The sequence below is a fragment of the Azospirillum sp. Marseille-Q6669 genome (assembly GCF_965111635.1).
This window is the reverse complement of the sequence record NZ_CBCOOP010000002.1, coordinates 892,340-910,094: the sequence shown is the minus strand read 5'-3', so window position 1 is coordinate 910,094 and position 17,755 is coordinate 892,340. Positions and strand designations below refer to the sequence as shown.

The window sequence follows — 17,755 nt, the reverse complement described above, 5'->3', positions numbered from 1 at the left end:
AGGCGCCTTCAGGAGGGTCGGAACCGGCCCGGCTGACCATCCAAGCCGGTTCCCAAAGCGCAGCGGCATCGCTTATCCTTGAGGGCATGAACCATTCGCCCACCCCGCTTTGCCTGCACCGGGAAACCGTCCGCCCGGAGTGGATCGACTACAACGGCCACATGAACGTGGCCTACTATCTGCTCGCCTTCGACCACGCGACCGACGCCGTGCTCGACCATTTCGGGATCGGCAAGGCGTACGCGGAGGGCGAGGGGCGGTCGATGTTCGCGGTGGAGGCGCACCTGACCTACGCCCGCGAGGTCACGGAGGGCGACGGGCTGACCTTCACGTCCCTGGTCCTGGGCGCGGACGCCAAACGGCTGCATCTGTTCCACGAAATGCGCCATGAGGAGGACGGCTTCCTCGCCGCTACGGCGGAATTCGTTCTGCTCCATGTCGATCTGGCGGAACGCCGTTCGGTGCCGCTGGCTCCGGACGTTGCGGAACGGCTGGCCTGGACCGCGGCGGAGCACGCCACGCTTTCCGTGCCGCCGCAGGCCGGGCGATCGGTCGGGCTGCGGACCCCGAGGGGGGCGTGACGGTAAGTCGCTGCCCGCCACGGCTTTTTGTTGCGCCGGACCCTTTGTTATTCGACATGCGCGACACTATCTGTTGGCGCATGAAGACGACAATTTTCGCCGCCTTCGCGGTACTTGCCACCTTCCTGGGCACAGCCCTGGTTCCCTCCGTCGCTCTGGCCGAATGCACCGACCCGGCGCAGCCGAAGGTCAACTGGCGCCGCTGCTACTTCGACGGGCGCGATCTGTCGTCTGTGAAACTTGCCGGGGCGATGCTGCGCGACGCCACTTTCCAGCGGGCCACGCTGAAGGATGCCGACCTGTCGGAGACCGACGGCTATCGTGCGAAGTTCTTCAGCGCCACCATGCCGGGGGTGAAGCTGGACGGCGCCCGCCTGATCGAGGCCGATTTCACCCGCGCCGACCTGACCGGGGCATCCCTGAAGGAAGCGGACCTGCGCAACGCGAAGCTGGTGAACGCCATCCTGCAAAAGGCCGACTTCACCGGGGCGCGGCTGGGCGGTGCGGACCTGCGGCACGCCGATCTGTCGGGCGCCACCTGGATCGACGGCACGACGGTGTGCGCCGAGAAATCCGTGGGACAGTGCAACTGATGAAACGGCAAGTAAATTTGCCTCTTACCGTATTATAATAACCTTACCCGAAAGTTGCTTGCCCGCCTCTTTCCCGCTGCGGTAGCCTTTTTTCCCTATGAGCAGTGGAAAGGCGGCGGCAATGGCGGGCGAAGAGGATTTCGAGACGGCGCGGATTCTCGCGAGCCGCGCCATGGATCGGATCGCCGTCCATGGGCTTTTGCCGAACCCGGAGAACTTTACCCTCTGGTACGCCTATTTTGGCGGGCAGAACCCGGACCTGACGCGCGCCATCGAACTGGCTCAGCGCGACGGCGCCAGGCTGTCGCAGGGCCATTGCGACGAACTGTACAAACGCTTCTTCACGCTCGACGCCGAAGCCCAGGCCATCCGCGAAACGTCGGAGCGGGCGCGCGTCGCCTTGGGGCGCATCCTCGACCAGTTGGGCAGTGTTGGCTCGGAGACGGACCGCTACGGGCAGGCGTTGGCCGGTTTCCGGGGGGAACTGGACCAGCCGATGAGCTTGGCCGAACTGCGCGCCATGGTGGCGGCCATCGCGGCGGAGACGACCGCCATCGTGGACCGCCAGACCCGCCTGCAGAGCCAGCTTCTCGAATCCAGCCAGCAGTTGGCCGAGTTGCGCGTTGTCCTGGATTCCGCGCGTCGCGAGGCGATGACCGACGGGTTGACCGGAATCGCGAACCGGCGTGGCTTCGATCTGGCGCTGGCCTCCGCCGCGGAGGAGGCGGCGCAGACCGGAATGCCGATGACCCTGCTGATGGTCGACATCGACCATTTCAAGCGCTTCAACGACACCCATGGCCATCTCGTCGGCGACCACGTCCTGAAGCTGGTCGCCAAGGTGCTGACCGAAGGGGTCAAGGGGCGCGACACCGTCGCCCGTTACGGCGGCGAGGAGTTCAGCGTCGTCCTGCCGCACACCGGGCTTCAGAACGCCGTGAAGCTGGCAGAACAGCTTCGCGCCTCCGTGGGGTCGCGGCAGATCATCAACCGGTCGCGCAACGCCAATTACGGCTCGGTCACCCTGTCGGTCGGGGCTGCGGAGTACCGTCCCGGTGAGGATCTGCTGGCCCTGATGCGCCGCGCCGATGAGGCGCTCTACACCGCCAAGCGCGGCGGGCGGAACCGCGTTTGTGCGGAGGGAACGGTGGCGGGTTGAGCGCCGCCCATCAGGTGATTCCCGTCAGGCGCCGGACCGCGGCGTCGGTTTCGTCGACCAGCCGCGCCATCAGTTCCGCCGCCGTCTGCCGCCGTGCGAGACGGACGCCCTGTCCGGCCCACAGCGAGAGGAACTCGGCGCGCCCCTGCTGCGCCGCGGCGGTGCGCATCGGGCGGGTCAGCGCGTTCTGAAGGGGGAAGGGCAGGGCGTCGCCGTCCGCGATGTCCTCCATGACCCGGTTCACGATCCCGCGCGCCGGGCGGCCCGAGAAGGCGCGGGTCACGCGCGTCTGCGTCTCGCGGGCGTCGAGGATCGCCCGCTTGTGCGCCTCGGGGATGCCGGCCTCCGCGCAGGTCAGGAAGGCGGTTCCCATCTGCACACCGGCGGCGCCCAGAGCCAGCGCCGCCGCGATGCCGCGCCCGTCCATGATGCCGCCGGATGCCAGCACGGGCAGGTTCACCGCGTCCATCACCTGTGGAACCAATGCCATGGTGCCGACCAGACCGGCGGCGAAGTCCACCTCTCCCGAGCCCGTAGCGAAACTGCCGCGGTGCCCGCCGGCCTCGGCCCCTTGGGCGATCACGGCGTCCATGCCGGCCCGTTCCAGCGCAATGGCTTCCTCGACGCCGGTCGCCGTGCCGATCAGGAGCATGCCCCGCGCCTTGATGGCGGCCAGCGCGTCGGCGGGCGGGATGCCGAAGGTGAAGCTGAAGGCCGCCGCCCCGCAGTCCAGCGCCGCCGCCAATTGGGCGGCGAAGCCGTCGGCTCCCAGGACCGGTGTCCCGGGAGCGGGCAGGCCGAGATCGGCGTGGTAGCGCGCGATGGTCGCGACCGCCGCGTCCATCCTCCCGGCGTCCGGTGCTTCGGGCGCGGGCAGCGGGGCGAACAGGTTGATCCCGAAGGGGCGGGAAGTGCGGGAGCGGATCGCGCCCGCCCGCTCGGCGATCTGGTCCGGGGTCATATAGGCCGCCCCGATGAAGCCGATGCCACCCGCCTCGCCCACCGCGGCGACGAGGTCCGCCGTGTCGGCACCCCCGGCCATCGGGGCCTGGACGATGGGGTGGGACAGGCCCAGGCGCTGGGTCAGTGTGGTGTAAACCGGCATCGCGCCGCCCTCCGCTTTCAATGGTCCGCGGAGGGAGGCTAGGGCAGTCCGGCCATCGTGAAAAATGATTTGTTCAGATGGTACGGATCATGTCCGGTGATGGGAGGCCATAGCCACGTCACGCCGCGCGCAGCCACACCGCCGTGTCGTGGAAGGCGGCACCGCCCGCCGGCGGAATCGGCTCGGGCGAGGTCAGGGTGTTGATCCCGATCCCTTCCAGGAAGGCGCTGTTCGGCCAGATGCCCTCCACGATCACCACCCCGCGCGGCACCCCGGCGAAGGGCTTGGCGTGGACGACGACGCTGCCCAGCCCGTTGCCGAGGCGCACGGCGTCGCCTTCGGCCAGGGCGAGGTCCGCCGCGTCCTCCGGATGGATCAGGACGGTGGGACGGCCTTCGCGGCGCTGGGCGGTCACCGTCTCGGTGAAGCTGGAGTTCAGGAACTGCCGGGCCGGGGCGGTGACGAGGCGGAAGGGATGCTCCGCATCGGCCGGGCGGCCCGGCGCCATGTGGTCCGGCAGGTCCGGCAACTGGCCGGCGCCGTAGGGGCCGAGCGCCGCCCAATCCGGCGCGAAGCGGAACCGCCCGTCCGGGAAGGCGAAGCCGTTCAGGAAATGCGAGGTCTCGAAATCCGGCTGGGCATCGATCCAGCGCCGCTCTGTCAGGGTGGCGGCGTCGATCAGGCCTGAGGTCTTCAGCATGGAGTCGATGATCTCCAGCGCGCTCATGCCGAAGCCCGGATGCTCGGCGCCGACGCGGCGGGCCAGTTCGGTAATGACCCAGTGGTTCTCGCGCGATTCGAACTGCGGCTCGATCACCTTGCGGCCGATCAGGATGTGCATCTGCCCACCGCCGCGGTAGAGGTCGTCATGCTCCAGGAAGGTGGTGGCGGGGATGACGATGTCGGCCAGTTGCGCCGTGTCGGTCATGAACTGCTCGTGCACCGCCACGAACAGGTCGTCGCGCAGGAAACCGCGGCGCACGCGGGCGCTGTCCGGACAGATCGCCGCCGGGTTGGTGTTCTGGATCAGCATGGCGGTGATCGGCGGACCGCTGGCGATGTCCTCCCCGGTCAGCACCGCGCCGATGCGCGACTGGTCGAAGCCGCGCACGGTGGTGTCCAACCGGTCCAGCCCCTCCGACAGGGTGCGGTCGATGCTGTAGATGCCCGACGAGCAGTAGAGCGCCCCGCCGCCCTTGTGCGCCCAGGCGCCGGTGACCACCGGCAGGCAGGACACCGCGTGCATCTGAGCCGCGCCGTTGTGGGCGCGCGTAAGCCCGTAGCCCAGACGCAGATAGCTGCGCTTGGTCGTGCCGTAAAGCCGGGCGAAGCCGACGATCTCCTCCACCGTCAGGCCGGTGATCGCCGCCGCCCATTCGGGCGTGCGGGTGGCGAGATGCGCCTCGAACCGGTCCGCCCCAGCGGCGTAGCGGTCGAGATAGGCGCGGTCGGCCAGCCCCTCGCGGAACAGCACATGCATCACCGCGCAGGCCAGCGCCCCGTCGGTGCCGGGGCGCAGCATCAGATGCAGGTCCGACACCTCCGCCGTGCCGGTCCGGTAGGGATCGATGGTGACCAGCTTCGCCCCGCGGCCCTTGCGGGCGCGGCTGACGTGGGTCATCACGTTGACCTGGGTCGCCACCGGGTTGCCGCCCCAGTTCACGATCAGGTCGCTGTCGGCCATCTCGCGCGGGTCGGCGCCGCGGATGTCGCCGTGGCCAGCCAGCCAGCCCATGTTGGCCGGCGTGTCGCAGACCGTGCTGATCTGCCGGGAATAGCCCTTCGCATGACGCAGCCGCTGGATGCCGCCGCGCTGCACCAGCCCCATGGTGCCGGCGTAGAAATAGGGCCAGACGGCTTCCGCGCCGTGGACCCGCTCGGCGTTCAGAAATGCGTCGGCGATGCGGTCCAACGCCTCGCCCCAGCCGATTTCCGCCCATTGGCCGGACCCCTTGGGGCCGGTGCGCCGCAGGGGCGTCCTCAGCCGGTCGGGAGAATGGACGCGCTCGGCGTAGCGGCTGACCTTCGCGCAGATGACGCCCGCCGTGTAGCTGTTGGCGGCGGCCCCGCGGACCTTGCCGATGCGGTCCGGCGCGACCTGTTCCACTTCGAGGGCGCAGGTGCTGGGGCAATCGTGCGGGCAGGCGGTCGGCAGGAAGACGGAGTTCACGGAGGGACGCCTCGGCGGGGAAAAAGCGACGGTCAGCTTATGTCCGGCGTCCGGCATTCCGCAACCGGTCAGGATTGTTTAAGGACTGCCATCAGATTTCAATATTGCAGCCCTATCCTTGTGGAGGTGCGTCGCGGAAAGATGTATGTTTTTCAGAAAATACTCGCATAAAGCGGCCTGTGCGCCGAGGCGAGCGCGGAACGACACAGCAAGGGGAAGCCGTATGATCGCGAATGTTGCCGGAGGCGCCCGGCGGACGCTGCGGGCCGGGGTGTTCGCCAGCCTGTTCGGTGCCATGGTCGGAGCCGTTGCCGGCATGGCCGCTCCGGGGATCGCCACGGCGTGGGCGGACGGGGTCAAGCTCGGCTATGTGGAATTCCCGCCCTACACCCAGACCGACGGCGGGGCCGCGAAGGGCAGCCTGATCGAGGCCTTCGACAAGGCCGCCATGGCGGCCGGGATCGCCTACACCGCCGAATCGGCCCCGGCCCGCCGCCTCTTCTCCGGCATCGCGGACGGCGAGTTCAACATCTTCCTGGGCATCCGCACCGTCAAGGAATTCGACGGCTCCACGCTGATCAGCGCCGCCCCGATCGCCCGGATCGAGCTGAACGCCTACGGCATCGGTGAAGCCCCGGCGGTCAAGGCGAAGGAGGATTTGTCGGGCAAGGCGGTCATCGCGTTGAACGGCTATTCCTACGGCGGCTGGCGCGCCTGGATGGAGGACCCGGCCAACAAGGTGCAGCTGGTCGACGCGCGCACCGCCGACCAAGCGCTTCAACTGCTCCAGGCTGGGCGGGCGCCGACGCTGCTGCAATACTCGCTGCCCATGCAGCAGGTGCTGGGCGGGAAGACGCTCGCCGACCTCAAGGCGACGCCGGTCCAGAGCCTGGACGTCTACATCGTCGTGTCGAAGAAGACCCCCGACGCCGCGGCGGTTCTGGCGAAGCTCGAAGCCGGGTTCAAGGCGACCCAATAGCGCCGAGGTGGACGCCGACCGTTCGGCAACCGATTGTTCAGCAAGAGAAAAGGGCGGATCATGACGGTCAGCGGCGCGGCAGACGGGACGCAGGACAGCGGGAATCAAGGCGGTGGTCTGGGGCTGCGCCTGCGGGCGTTGCTGCTGATCGGCGGCGTGCTGCTGGTCTATCAGGTGCTGGCCATCGCCTGGGGCGTGCACAGCTCGGCCAACCAGGCGAAGGAGACGCTGGCGGCGCGCGCCGACATGGTGGCGTCGCTGCAGGCCCGCGCGGCGGCGATCCCGCTCTTCGACTTCGACACCGAGCAGGTGCGCGAGGTCGCCAAGGCGCCGTCCTCCGACCCCGATTTCCTCGGCGCCCAGGTGCGCGACGACAAGGCCAAGGTGGTCGCCGAGGTGGGCGACACCAAGGCCGCGAAGGGCTTCATCGAGGTGGTGAAACCCATCGTCGGCGGGCAGGCCGGGCAGCGCAAGACCATCGGCGAGTTCGTCCTGCGCCTGCGCACCGACCGGGTGGAGGCGCGGGTGACCGCCGACGCGGTGACCCAGATCGCCGTCGGGGCGGTCGCCTTCCTCGCCATCATGGCGGCGCTTTACCTCGTCGTTTCGGCCATCACGCGCCCGCTGATGCAGATCACCGCGATGGTGGGGCGGCTGGCTCAGGGCGACTACGCGGTCGCCGTGCCGGCGTTGGACCGCCGTGACGAGATGGGGGCCATGGCCCGCACCATCGACATGCTCCGCCAGAACGCCCAGCACCGCCAGCAGCTCGAAGCCGAGAAGCTGGCCCGGCAGGTGGAGGAGGCGCAACGGGGCGAGCGGCTGACCCGCCTCGCCGCCGCCTTCGACCGTTCGGTCCAGGCGACGGTCGGCGAGGCCTCCACCGCCGCCTCGCAGATGAAGGGCAGCGCCGGCAGCATGCTGGAGAGCGCGCTGCGCGCCGACCAGTGCAACGCCTCGGTGGCCGGGGCCGCCGACGAGACCAGCCGCACCGTCCAGACCGCCAGCGCGGCGGCGGAGCAGCTCACCCAGTCGATCCGCAGCATCGCCGAGAGCGTGAAGCAGTCGGTCGCCATGTCCGCCCAGGCCATCGACCGCGCCGACGCCAGCCGCAAGACGGTGGAGGCGCTGGCCGCCGGCGCCGCCAAGATCGGTGAGATCACCAGCCTCATCACCTCCATCGCCGGGCAGACCAACCTGCTGGCCCTGAACGCGACCATCGAGGCGGCGCGGGCCGGGGAGGCCGGCAAGGGCTTCGCGGTCGTAGCGTCCGAGGTGAAGAATCTGGCCAGCCAGACCGCCAAGGCGACGGAGGAGATCGCCACCCAGATCGGCGCCATCCAGTCGGTCACCCAGGAGACCGTGTCCGCCATCGGCGCCATCACCGAAACCATCGGCCAGCTCAGCCAGCGTTCGGCGGAGATTGCCGCCTCGGTCCAGCAGCAATTGGCCGCGACCGGTGAAATCGCCGAGAAGGTCCGCACCGTGGCCGGCGAGGCCGACACCGTGACCCGCAGCATCGCGGTCGCTTCCGGCGCCTCGTCGGAGGTGGCGACGGCGGCCCGCGAGTCGGTGGAGGTCGCCCAGACCCTCCAAGCCCGCTTCGTCGATCTGCGCGACGAGGTGCAGAAGTTCCTGGCCTCGATCAAGGCGGCGTAAACGGCCCGCGATGACACGCAACTTGCCTGCGATGGGCGCGCATGCCCGCCGCGGCCAAGTTGCGTTTCCCGATTTCGCCTCGCCGCACTAGGATGCCGCTCCCGAAAGGCGAGGATGATATGGACGACGGATTGAAGTGCCCGAAATGCAACTCCGAGCATGTCTATCAGGACGGCATGCTGTGGATCTGCCCCGAATGCGCCCATGAATGGAACCCGCAGGCCGAAGGCGGCGCGGGCGCGGAGGCTACGGCGGATCAGGGGGTGCGGGACGCCAACGGGAACGCGCTGAGCGATGGCGACGCGGTGACGGTCATCAAGGATCTGAAGGTCAAGGGCTCGTCCCTGGTCGTCAAGGGCGGCACCAAGGTGAAGAACATCCGTCTGGTCGACGGGGCGGACGGCCACAACATCGCCTGCAAGATCGACGGCATCGGCGCGATGAATCTGAAGTCGGAATTCGTCAAAAAGGCGTGACGTCCTCCAGCTTCCCCGAAAAGAGAAAACCCCTCGCCGGAGCGCTCCGGCGAGGGGTTTTCCTTAGGGGCCATCGCCCGGGGCCGGGGATTACATCATCCCCAGCGCGCGCGGCAGCCAGGTGGAGATGATCGGCACGTAGGTGATCAGCACCAGGAAGCCCAGCATCGCCAGCAGCCACGGCCAGACGGCCACGGTCAGTTCGGTGATGCCCATCTTGGTGATGCCCGACGCGACGTAGAGGTTCAGGCCCACCGGGGGATGACACATGCCCACCTCCATGTTCACGACCATCATGATGCCGAAATGGACCGGGTCGATGCCCAGCTTGATGGCGACCGGGAACAGGATCGGCGCCATGATCAGCACGATCGACGACGGTTCCATGAAGTTGCCGGCCATCAGCAGAAGGATGTTGGTCACCAGAAGGAAGGCGATCACACCCAGCCCCTGGGCGACGATCCAGTCGGCGATGCCCTGCGGGATGTTCTCCGACGTCAGCACGAACGAGAACAGCACCGCGTTCGTGATGATGTAGAGCAGCATCGCCGACATGCTGGCCGAGGACAGCAGCACCTTCGGCACGCCGCGCAGCGGCATGTCCTTGTAGACGAAGACCGCGATGATGAAGGCGTAGACGGCGCTCATCGCCGCGGCCTCGGTCGGCGTGAAGACGCCGGAATAGATGCCGCCGATGACGATGACGATCAGCAGGAGGCCCCAGATCGCTTCACGCAGAGCCTTAAGGCGCTGGGCCAAGCTGGCCTTCGGCAGACGCGGGTAGCCGAACTTGCGCGCGCGGTACCAGGTGACGCCACCCAGCACGAAGGCCAGCATCAGGCCGGGGATAACGCCCGCCATGAAGAGCTGGCCGACCGAGGCGGCTTGCGGGCTGCCGCTGGTGGCGACCGAGTACATCACCATCACGATGGACGGCGGGATCAGGATGCCCAGCGCGCCTGAGGTGGTGATGACGCCGGCGCCGAACTGCTTCGGAAAGCCCTGGGCGACCATCGCCGGAAGCACGATGGAGCCGATGGCCACCACCGTCGCCGGGCTGGAGCCGGACACCGCTGCGAACAGGGCGCAGCCCATCACGCCGGCGAGGCCGAGGCCGCCGTGCCAGTGGCCGACCATCGCCGTGGCGAAGTTGATCATGCGGCGGGCCACGCCGCCGTGCGTCAGGAAGTTGCCGGCCAGGATGAAGAACGGGATCGCCATGATCTCGAACTTCTCGATGCCGGTGAACAGCTTCAGCGCCACGGCCTCGATCGGCACGTGGGTCATGGTGAAGAGGAAGGTCAGAACCGTCAGGCCGAGCGAGATCGAGATCGGCATGCCGGTGAGCATCAGAACCAGCAGAAGGCCGAAGATGATGGCGGCGTTCATCGGTCGTTCTCCTTCGGTCCCTTACCGGCGGTCGGGCCAGCGGCCGGGCCATTTCCGGGCTTGCGGCCCTCGTGATGGGCGATGTCGTGCGGGTGCAGGTTGTCGTCCATCTCGTACCAGTTGACGTCCTGCGCGGCGCGCTGCGGGTCGGTGGTGTCCTCCTCCAGACCCTCGACATGGCCGTGGTCGTGGTGCGGGAGCTCGCCGGTGCGCAGGAAGTTGACCATCACCTGAAGGAAACGGAAGCACATCAGGTAGGAGCCGACCGGGATCGCCAGATAGATGATCCACATCGGCCATTCCAGGTCCGCCGAGACCTGCTCGGTGTTCGACATGTGCCAGACGAAGGTGGACCCCATCGTGCCGACGACGCCGGTGAACGTCGCGCCGGCCAGCAGGCCGAACACGATGAACTTCGACCGCATCGGGACGGACAGCTTGTTGATGAGCACGTCCACACCCACATGGATGCCGGTGCGAACGCCGTACGCGGCGCCGAACTTTGCCATCCAGACGAACATGTAGATGCAGAGTTCCTGCGCCCAGGCCAGATTCCAATGCAGGATGTAGTCCTGGATGACGGGGATGCCGGACGCATAACGGTGGACGACAGCGACGAAGATGATCGTCGTCGCCGCGGCCATCAGGAAGGCGATAAGAATCTCCTCCAGATGGTCTAGGATTTTCATGGGCATGGTGGCTCCGCGCGCAGGAGGAAGCGCCCGCGTCGTGTGCGCGGGCGCTTGCCGAAGGCCGTGCTTTTGTCTTGTTTTCTTGAAAGACCGGGCGGGGGTGCCGCCCGGTTACCCGAACCGTGTTACTCGCACTTGGCGGCGTCGGTCTCGGTCTTGATGCTCGCCAGCAATTCCTTGCCGACGCGCGACGCCATGTCCTCGTGGACCGGCAGCATGGCCTGGCGCCACGACGCGCGCTCGTCCTTGGTCAGCTCGTAGAACTTGGTCTTGCCGGCGGCCTTCATCGCCTCCAGCGCCTTGTCGTTCTCTTCCTGGGCGATGTTGTTGGCGTACTCGGTCGCCTCCTTCATCGCGCCGTCGAGCTGGGTGCGGACGTCGGCCGGCAGGCCGTCCCAGAACTTCTTGTTCACGATGACCGCGTAGCCCAGATAGCCGTGGTCGGAGAGCGTGGCGTGGCTCTGCACCTCGTGCATCTTCTGGGTGTACATGTTGGACGGCGGGTTCTCGGTGCCGTCGACGACGCCGGTCTGCAGCGCCTGATAGACCTCGGAGAAGGCCATCACCTGCGGCAGGGCGCCGAGCGCGCGCATCTGCGCGTCGAGCACCTTCGAGGACTGGATGCGCATCTTGAGGCCCTTGAAGTCCGCCGTGGCGTGCAGCGGCTTGTTGGCGCTCATGATCTTGAAGCCGTTGTCCCAATAGGCCAGACCGGTGATGCCCTTGTTCTCCAGCTTCTGGAACAGCTGCTTGCCGATCGTGCCGGTGGTGACCTTCACCAGGGCGGCCTTGCAGGGGAAGATGTAGGGCAGATCGAAGATCTCGAATTCCTTGGCGCCCAGCGGGCCGAACTTGGCCAGCGACGGGGCCAGCATCTGCACGGCGCCGAGCTGCAGGGCCTCCAGCTCCTCCTTGTCCTTGTAGAGCTGGCTGTTCGGGTAGACCTCGACCTTCACCTTGCCGGCGGTGCGTTGCTCGGCCAGCTGCTTGAACTTCTCGGCGCCCTTGCCCTTCGGGGTTTCCGGAGCGACGACGTGGCTGAACTTGATGACGATCGGCTCCTGCGCGGTGGCGGCGGTGGCGGCCATCAGGCAGCCGGCGGCGACGGTGGCGCACAGCAGCGAAACGAACTTCATAGGGGTCATCCTCCACTTGTTGTTGGTCAGACTGATGGTCCGGCCTTTGGTATTCTTTCATTGTTCGATAATTTCTCCCCTGACGCTATTGTGGAAATCCGTAGCTGTGAACGTGACATATTGGTTGCCGTGCCAACACCTCTCCCCCCCATGACCGGCGGTGCGGCCAGCGCCGCCCATGGCCTCGGTCAGCGCGGCCCGGTGCAGGCCATGCCCATCGTGGCGATGGCGCTGGTCGTCCTTCTGTTCGGCGTCTTCCTGTGGGTGCTCCACCGCAGCGAGCGGGAGGAGGAGACTCTCACCCTCATCAAGGACGTGCTGTGGGTGGAGCAGAACCTGCATTTCCAGCTCACCTCCGACGAGGAGAAGCTGCAGTATCTCGCCGAATCGCTGGGGCGCGAGGACACCACACCGGTGAACTACTCGGTGATGGCGCGCCACATCGTGACGGTGAATCCGGCGATCCAGCGGGTGGTGCGGCTGGACCCGCAGGGCCGGCCGGTGCGGTCGGAGCCGCCGGTGGACGACGGGCCGGCGCTGGACGACGCCTTCGGCCCCAGCCCGCGCGCCGACGCCTTCCTGATCGCCCGCTCCTCGGGCCGCCGCGCCTATTCGGCGCCCTACCGGCTGGGGGCCGCGGACACCGCCTTCGAGATCGTCATCCCCATCTTCCGCGGGGACCAGTTCGCGGGCGCGCTCGCCGGCGTGCTGTCGATCGACGCCCTGCTGACCCATCACGTGCCCTGGTGGTTCGCCCAGCGCTACCAGCTGGAAGTCATCGACCCCTATGGCGCGGTGCTGGGGACCAAGTCGCGCATCGCGATGCCGGAGCCCCGGCGCAGCCATATCGTGCCCTTCGATCCGCCGGGGCATGGCCTGACCCTGGTCGCCACGCTGCATCAGCTGTCCGGCAACCTCGGGCGCAACATCCTGATCGCCGCCATCTTCGCGCTGACCGTTTCGGCCCTGTGGAGCCTGTGGGCGGTGCGCCGCCACATCGCCCGGCGAATCCGGGCGGAGGAGGCCCTGCGCGCCGAGCACGCCTTCCGCAAGGCGATGGAGGACAGCCTGACGGTGGGCATGCGCGCCCGCGACCTGGACGGGCGCATCATTTATGTGAATCCGGCCTTCTGCCGCATGGTCGGCTGGTCGGCGGAGGAGTTGGTGGGGGCGGGGCCGATCATGCCCTACTGGCTGCCCGAGGATCTCGTCCACACCGAGGAGGTCTTCCGCGCCGTCCTGGCCGGCAACGCGCCGGCCAACGGCTTCGAGCTGCGCTTCCGCCGGGCTAACGGCGAGCGGTTCGACGCGCTGATCTACGAGGCCCCGCTGATCGACGCCAAGGGGCGGCACACCGGCTGGATGGGCTCCGTCCTCGACATCACCGAGCGCAAGCGGGCGGAGGAGCTGGCCCGCCAGCAGCAGGAACGGCTCCAGCAGACGGCACGGCTCATCACCATGGGCGAGATGGCCTCGACCCTGGCTCATGAGCTGAACCAGCCGCTGTCGGCCATCGCCAGCTATTGCACCGGCTGCCTCAACCGCCTCCAAGCCGGCAGCATCCGGCCGGACGAGCTGGCCACGGCGCTGGAGAAGCTGTCCGGGCAGGCCAAGCGTGCCGGCCAGATCATCCGCCGGATCCACGACTTCGTGCGCAAGAGCGAACCGAACGTCGCTCCCTGCTGCCTGTCCGAGGTTCTGGAGGATTGCGTGGCGCTGATGGAGGCCGACGCCCGCCAGCAAGGGGTTAAGTTGGTGCTGGAGATCGGGCGTGGCCTGCCGGCGGTGATGGCCGACCGCATCCTGCTGCAGCAGGTGGTGGTGAACCTGATGCGCAACGGCATCGAAGCGATGGCCTCGACCCGCCGCGACCGCCGCCGGCTGAGCGTGACGGTGCAGGCGATGGACGGGGCGGTCCTGACGCGCATCCAGGACCGCGGTTGTGGCATTTCGCCCGAAAATGCGGAAAAACTGTTCTCTCCCTTCTTCACCACCAAGACCGAGGGCATGGGCATGGGCCTGAACATCTGCCGGTCCATCATCGAACATCATCAGGGGCGCCTGTGGTTCGAGCCCGCAGCGGACGGCGGCACCGTGTTCCTCTTCTCCCTGCCGGTCCTGTGCGACCCGTCGGTGACCGGCGCGGCGGACTCCCACGACGAGAGAGCGACTGATGTGTGAGCCAAAGCTGCACATCGTCGATGACGACGAGGCGATCCGCGACGCTCTCGGCTGGCTGTTCCAGTCCCGCAACGTTCCGGTGGCCTCCTGGCCGTCGGCGGAGGCGTTCCTCGCCGATTACGACCCGGCCATGGCCGGCTGCCTTCTGCTCGACATACGCATGGAGGGGATGAGCGGGCTGGAGCTGTTCGACCGGCTGTCCGCCATGGGCTGCCGAATGCCCGTGCTGTTCCTGACCGGCCACGGCGACGTGCCCATCGCCGTGTCGGCCTTGAAGAAGGGTGCCCGCGATTTCGTGGAGAAGCCCTTCAACGACAACGACCTCGTCGACCGGGTGATCGAGGCGCTGGCCTTCGACGCCGGGGAGCGGGCGCGGCAGGCCGGGCAGGCCGGCGTCGCCGCCCGGCTGGCGACCCTGACCCAGCGCGAACGGCAGGTGATGGGGCTGGTGGTGGCCGGCAAGCTGAACAAGGTCATCGCCGACGAGCTGGGGATCAGCATGCGGACCGTCGAGGTGCACCGCGCCCACGTCTTCGAAAAGATGGGCGTCAAGACGGCGGTGGAGCTTGCCCGCATACTCGCGGCGGTGGGGTGAGGAGCAAAGGAAAGCAACCGACGGGCTTGACAGGCGGACCGATGCGGGCGACCCATTGGGGTAGGACGTGCATGCTGCCTTCCCCTGTCCAGTCCGGTCGCCATTCCATTTCCGTCAAAGGTCGGAGAGTGCCTTGCGCCTGCCCTCATCGACGCTTGGTCTGGGGTTAGCCGCCATCGCCCCGCTGCTGCTGTTTCTGGCGGTGGTGGTCTGGATTCTGGATCTCCGGCAGCAGGACGTGCTGGCGGCGGAGTTGGCGGCGCAGGCCCGTTCCGTGATGGTCGCCATCGACCGGGAGCTGGAAAGCAAGGCCCGCCCTCTGGAGCTTCTGGCCGCGTTGAGCCGCAACACGGTGGACGATCTCGCCCTGCTGAAGTCGGAGGCCGCGGAGGCCGTGCGAAGCCAGCCGGGCTGGCTGGCGATCGGAATGGTGAGGGTGGAGGATATGTCCCTTCAATTCCATACCCAATATCCGCTGGGCGTCCCCCTGCCGCCCCCGCGTCTGGACGAGGTGACCCGGCAGGTGGTCACCACGCAGCGGACGGTGGTCGGTGGGGTTTTGCCCCCGGGAGGGCCGCCGGGACGCCCGGCACTGATCGTCCGTGCGCCGATCCTGGACCCGGAAGGCCCTCCGGGCGCGCCTGTCCGGCACGTCCTGTCGCTGGCGGTCGGGCTGGATGGGTTGGGCGCCGTGCTGCGAGGATCGGGAATTCCTCCGGCTTGGACGGTGTCGGTGGTCGATCCCTCCATGGTCATCGCCGCGCGCTCCCATGACCCTGACCTGCATGTCGGTCAGAAGGTCAGGGATATGATGGTGCCCCGGCTGATGGAGCCGCATCCGAAGCTGTTCTCGGCGACGACCCGGGAAGGGCATGAGGCGCTGGTCCTCGTCCACCGCTCGCAGCAGACCGGATGGTCGATCATCGTGGCCGTCCCGTTCGAGCAGATCAGCGGGCAGTTGAACCAGACGCGCACCACCGTCCTGGCCGGTGCGGCGGGGGCCGGTCTGGCGACGCTGGTGCTGTCGCTGGTGGTGACGCGCCATGTCCGCCGCCGCCGCCATGCGGAGCGCGAGGCCCGTCAGGCCCGCGAGGCCATGTTGGCGGAGCAGCGCCGCCGGCTGGAGGCGGAAAAGGAGCATGCGGAGGCCGCGAACCTCGCGAAGTCCGACTTCCTCGCCAACATGAGCCACGAACTGCGCACACCGCTGAACGCGATCATCGGCTTCAGCGAGGCGTTGATGTCCGGCCTGTTCGGTCCAAGCCCGCCGAAGCATCAGGAGTACATCGCCAGCATCCATGTTTCCGGCCAGCATCTTCTGTCGCTGGTCAACGATGTGCTGGACATGGCGAAGGTGGAGGCGGGGCGCCTGGAACTGTATCCGGAGCCGGTTCAGGTCGCCGTCCTGCTCGGCGAGTGCGTCGAGTTGGTGGAGGCGTTGGCCGGCCAGAAGGGGGTGCGGATGGAATGCTCTCCCGTCGAACCCGGCCTGACGGTGATGGCCGACGCCATGCGCTTGCGGCAGGCGGTCCTGAACCTGCTGTCCAACGCCATCAAATTCACGCCGGCGGGTGGACGGGTGCGTGTGGATGCGGCGCGTGGCGGGGACGGCTGCGTGTCGCTGACCGTCGCCGACACGGGCATCGGCATGTCGCCGGAGGACATCAAGATCGCGCTGGAGCCGTTCCGCCAAGTGAACAGCTACATGACCAAGGCCCACTCCGGCACGGGGCTGGGGCTGCCGCTCGCCAAGCGCTTTGTGGAAGCCCACGGCGGTCGGCTGACGTTGAGCAGCGCCCCCGGAGAAGGCACGGTGGTGAACATCGTCCTTCCCGGTACCCCATCGCCCACTCCGCCCGCCGAACGTGGAGCCGTCCTGCTGTTCAAGGCGGAGTGATGCGGTCCGGTGCCGGGTCTGTGGCGGTCAGGCCGCTTTGCGCCTCAGGCAGGCTTCCATGTGGTCGAGGCCGCTGACCAGCTCTTCCGCGGCCTGGTCGGCGATGGCGCGGGCAAAGGCCCAGGCATCGTCCGTGGCGATGCGCGCCGCCTCGACGCGGGCGCACAGCCGGTTGTGCTGGCCGCGCAGGGCGTCCAGCGCGCGTTCCATGTCCTCCCGGCTCATGGCTTCACGAGCCTCGGGACCGGACCGCTCCACCAGCGACCGCAGCCGGTCCAACCGGTCGGCGGTTGCCTGGAGAAGGTCGCGGCATTCGACGTCGTAAGCGTGCCGGTTGCGGCAGCTCATCTCTCGCTCCTCCCTTCGGATCGCTTGGGGCCGTTCGCCTGATCGTCAGGCTTATGGTCCGGGGCGGCGCTGCACTGCGGATGCCATTTTCCGCATTCTGTGCGTTGCAGCAAAATCTCTGCTGCGGCGCCAAAATAAGAAATCCCTCTGGTTGCCTTTCATAGACGTATGAAAGGCATTTCCAGTTCCCAAGAACTTGACGTTTTGTGTATCTGGCCCAATCGGAAGCGTTCCATGCCGCTCCGAAGTCTTCGGATTTCTTGAATCCGTCCGGACTCTTTCTGCATCATCGGCCCCGCCCCGTCAAGCGGGCCAGGGGTATAAGACTATGGCGATTTGTCGCAGCCCAATGGAAGATCCCGATTGGTGCCGAGAGGCAGAAATGCGGCACAAAAACGGTGAGCCAGCCTCGAAATAAATCGGCGGACTTCTGGATTAAAGGAGACGTTCGCGTCGAAGGGATGGCGGCTGTTGTTGCTGTGACTTGGAGGGAGGGGGAGGGCGGCGCCCGTTACTCGGCCGCGACGCCGTAGGGGAAGCTATCGGCGTTGGCCGGCTCCGGCAACAGGGCTGGCTGCTGCGTTGAGGCGTGGCTGGGGCAGGCCTCGCACTGGTTCGCGCAATGGCTTTGGGCCATCTCCCGCATCATCGGCACGCATTTGCCGCACTGGACCTGACGCTCGTAATGCCGAAAGACGGAGGCCGGGGTGCGGGCGCCATTCTCCAGCGCCTTGGTAACCTGCTTGTCGTTCAGCGCGTGGCAGATGCAGACGTACATGGGCCCCCGGCAGCGGT

The 17,755-nt window shown here is 67.5% G+C and carries 16 protein-coding genes; 9 read left to right on the top strand and 7 right to left on the bottom strand.

The genetic code is table 11. From position 1 onward, the window contains the following. Positions 1 to 86: 86 nt before the first annotated feature. From ACWPXE_RS15590 to ACWPXE_RS15580, 3 genes are all read left to right on the top strand, one after another. Positions 87 to 581: a thioesterase family protein gene (locus tag ACWPXE_RS15590; RefSeq protein WP_454018552.1), complete on the top strand. Its 495-nt coding sequence runs from the start codon at positions 87 to 89 to the stop codon at positions 579 to 581. An 80-nt stretch (positions 582 to 661) separates the two neighbouring features. Continuing rightward, complete coding sequence (locus tag ACWPXE_RS15585; protein ID WP_454018551.1) at positions 662 to 1,174, top strand: pentapeptide repeat-containing protein; 513 nt, start codon at positions 662 to 664, stop codon at positions 1,172 to 1,174. Between the two features lie 97 nt (positions 1,175 to 1,271). Then, positions 1,272 to 2,333 (top strand): GGDEF domain-containing protein, encoded by a 1,062-nt coding sequence (locus tag ACWPXE_RS15580; protein ID WP_454018550.1) that lies wholly within the window; start codon positions 1,272 to 1,274, stop codon positions 2,331 to 2,333. A 10-nt stretch (positions 2,334 to 2,343) separates the two neighbouring features. Here the strand turns inward: ACWPXE_RS15580 and ACWPXE_RS15575 are convergent, their stop codons facing one another. Together ACWPXE_RS15575 and ACWPXE_RS15570 are read right to left on the bottom strand one after the other, a co-directional pair. After that, positions 2,344 to 3,438 (bottom strand): NAD(P)H-dependent flavin oxidoreductase, encoded by a 1,095-nt coding sequence (locus ACWPXE_RS15575; protein WP_454018549.1) that lies wholly within the window; start codon positions 3,436 to 3,438, stop codon positions 2,344 to 2,346. 118 nt (positions 3,439 to 3,556) lie between these two features. Then, positions 3,557 to 5,608 carry a molybdopterin oxidoreductase family protein gene (locus tag ACWPXE_RS15570; RefSeq protein ID WP_454018548.1) on the bottom strand — a complete coding sequence of 684 codons (2,052 nt, stop codon included), beginning with the start codon at positions 5,606 to 5,608 and terminating at the stop codon, positions 3,557 to 3,559. 223 nt (positions 5,609 to 5,831) lie between these two features. On the opposite strand from ACWPXE_RS15570, the gene ACWPXE_RS15565 reads away from it, so the two are divergent. From ACWPXE_RS15565 to ACWPXE_RS15555, 3 genes are all read left to right on the top strand, one after another. Then, a complete protein-coding gene (locus ACWPXE_RS15565; RefSeq protein WP_454018547.1) occupies positions 5,832 to 6,587 on the top strand; it encodes a hypothetical protein in 756 nt (251 codons plus the stop codon). Positions 6,588 to 6,647: 60 nt separating this feature from the next. Continuing rightward, a complete protein-coding gene (locus ACWPXE_RS15560; protein WP_454018546.1) occupies positions 6,648 to 8,246 on the top strand; it encodes a methyl-accepting chemotaxis protein in 1,599 nt (532 codons plus the stop codon). 119 nt (positions 8,247 to 8,365) lie between these two features. Then, positions 8,366 to 8,722 carry a zinc ribbon domain-containing protein YjdM gene (locus tag ACWPXE_RS15555; protein ID WP_454018545.1) on the top strand — a complete coding sequence of 119 codons (357 nt, stop codon included), beginning with the start codon at positions 8,366 to 8,368 and terminating at the stop codon, positions 8,720 to 8,722. Positions 8,723 to 8,812: 90 nt separating this feature from the next. Here the strand turns inward: ACWPXE_RS15555 and ACWPXE_RS15550 are convergent, their stop codons facing one another. From ACWPXE_RS15550 to ACWPXE_RS15540, 3 genes are all read right to left on the bottom strand, one after another. Continuing rightward, positions 8,813 to 10,111, bottom strand: a complete 1,299-nt coding sequence (locus tag ACWPXE_RS15550; RefSeq protein ID WP_454018544.1) for a TRAP transporter large permease — start codon at positions 10,109 to 10,111, stop codon at positions 8,813 to 8,815. Beyond that, complete coding sequence (locus tag ACWPXE_RS15545) at positions 10,108 to 10,806, bottom strand: TRAP transporter small permease (RefSeq protein ID WP_454018543.1); 699 nt, start codon at positions 10,804 to 10,806, stop codon at positions 10,108 to 10,110. Before ACWPXE_RS15545 ends, ACWPXE_RS15550 begins: the two co-directional genes overlap by 4 nt. A gap of 122 nt (positions 10,807 to 10,928) precedes the next feature. Further along, a complete protein-coding gene (locus tag ACWPXE_RS15540) occupies positions 10,929 to 11,939 on the bottom strand; it encodes a TRAP transporter substrate-binding protein (RefSeq protein ID WP_454018542.1) in 1,011 nt (336 codons plus the stop codon). A gap of 150 nt (positions 11,940 to 12,089) precedes the next feature. Between ACWPXE_RS15540 and ACWPXE_RS15535 the strand changes: the two genes are divergently transcribed. The 3 genes from ACWPXE_RS15535 to ACWPXE_RS15525 all read left to right on the top strand — a co-directional run bounded on the left by ACWPXE_RS15535 (position 12,090) and on the right by ACWPXE_RS15525 (position 16,612). Next, positions 12,090 to 14,120, top strand: coding sequence for a sensor histidine kinase (locus ACWPXE_RS15535; RefSeq protein WP_454018541.1), 2,031 nt, complete (start codon positions 12,090 to 12,092; stop codon positions 14,118 to 14,120). Further along, a complete protein-coding gene (locus ACWPXE_RS15530; protein WP_237903409.1) occupies positions 14,113 to 14,715 on the top strand; it encodes a response regulator transcription factor in 603 nt (200 codons plus the stop codon). Before ACWPXE_RS15535 ends, ACWPXE_RS15530 begins: the two co-directional genes overlap by 8 nt. Before the next feature lie 133 nt (positions 14,716 to 14,848). Next, positions 14,849 to 16,612: a sensor histidine kinase gene (locus ACWPXE_RS15525; RefSeq protein WP_454018540.1), complete on the top strand. Its 1,764-nt coding sequence runs from the start codon at positions 14,849 to 14,851 to the stop codon at positions 16,610 to 16,612. Positions 16,613 to 16,639: 27 nt separating this feature from the next. On the opposite strand, the gene ACWPXE_RS15520 is transcribed toward ACWPXE_RS15525, so the two are convergent. Together ACWPXE_RS15520 and ACWPXE_RS15515 are read right to left on the bottom strand one after the other, a co-directional pair. Beyond that, a complete protein-coding gene (locus ACWPXE_RS15520) occupies positions 16,640 to 16,960 on the bottom strand; it encodes a hypothetical protein (protein ID WP_014240637.1) in 321 nt (106 codons plus the stop codon). Positions 16,961 to 17,471: 511 nt separating this feature from the next. Continuing rightward, positions 17,472 to 17,738, bottom strand: a complete 267-nt coding sequence (locus tag ACWPXE_RS15515) for a (2Fe-2S)-binding protein (RefSeq protein WP_454018539.1) — start codon at positions 17,736 to 17,738, stop codon at positions 17,472 to 17,474. Positions 17,739 to 17,755: the final 17 nt, after the last annotated feature.